The 549-nt window shown below is 43.4% G+C and carries 1 protein-coding gene; it reads left to right on the forward strand.

The genetic code is table 11. The features are described 5' to 3' along the window. The coding region (locus ACTJLE_RS06535) for a head maturation protease, ClpP-related (RefSeq protein WP_481267913.1) at positions 1–549 on the forward strand (549 nt) is incomplete at both ends.

Genomic DNA, 549 nt, shown 5'->3' on the forward strand with positions numbered 1-549 from the left:
GTAACACCGAAACTTTTTAAAGACGAGTTAAACGCTGGTAGTGGGAATATTACCGTGTGGATTAACTCGCCTGGAGGCGATTGTGTGGCTGCGGCACAAATCTATAACATGCTCATGGATTACAAGGGTTGTGTGACGGTCAAGATTGATGGTATTGCGGCATCGGCTGCATCAGTGATTGCGATGGCAGGGACAAAGGTTTATATGAGCCCGGTGTCAATGCTTATGATTCATAATCCTATGACTGTTGCTTTTGGAAACAGAAGCGAAATGGAAAAAGCAATATCAATGCTTGATGAGGTAAAAGAGTCCATTATTAACGCTTACGAGATTAAAACAGGGCTTAACCGTGTGAAACTGTCGCATTTAATGGATTCGGAAACGTGGATGGATGCTAACAAGGCGGTAGAACTCGGGTTCGCAGACGGTGTTTTAACTAGAGGTGAAACCGCTGATATTGGCATACCACAGGTTTCAACATTGTATTCAAAATTAAGCGTGCAAAACACGCTACTGGAAAAAATATGTAAAGCCTGCCGGATACGCTAC

Source organism: Gardnerella sp. CCPDSM (assembly GCF_056754715.1).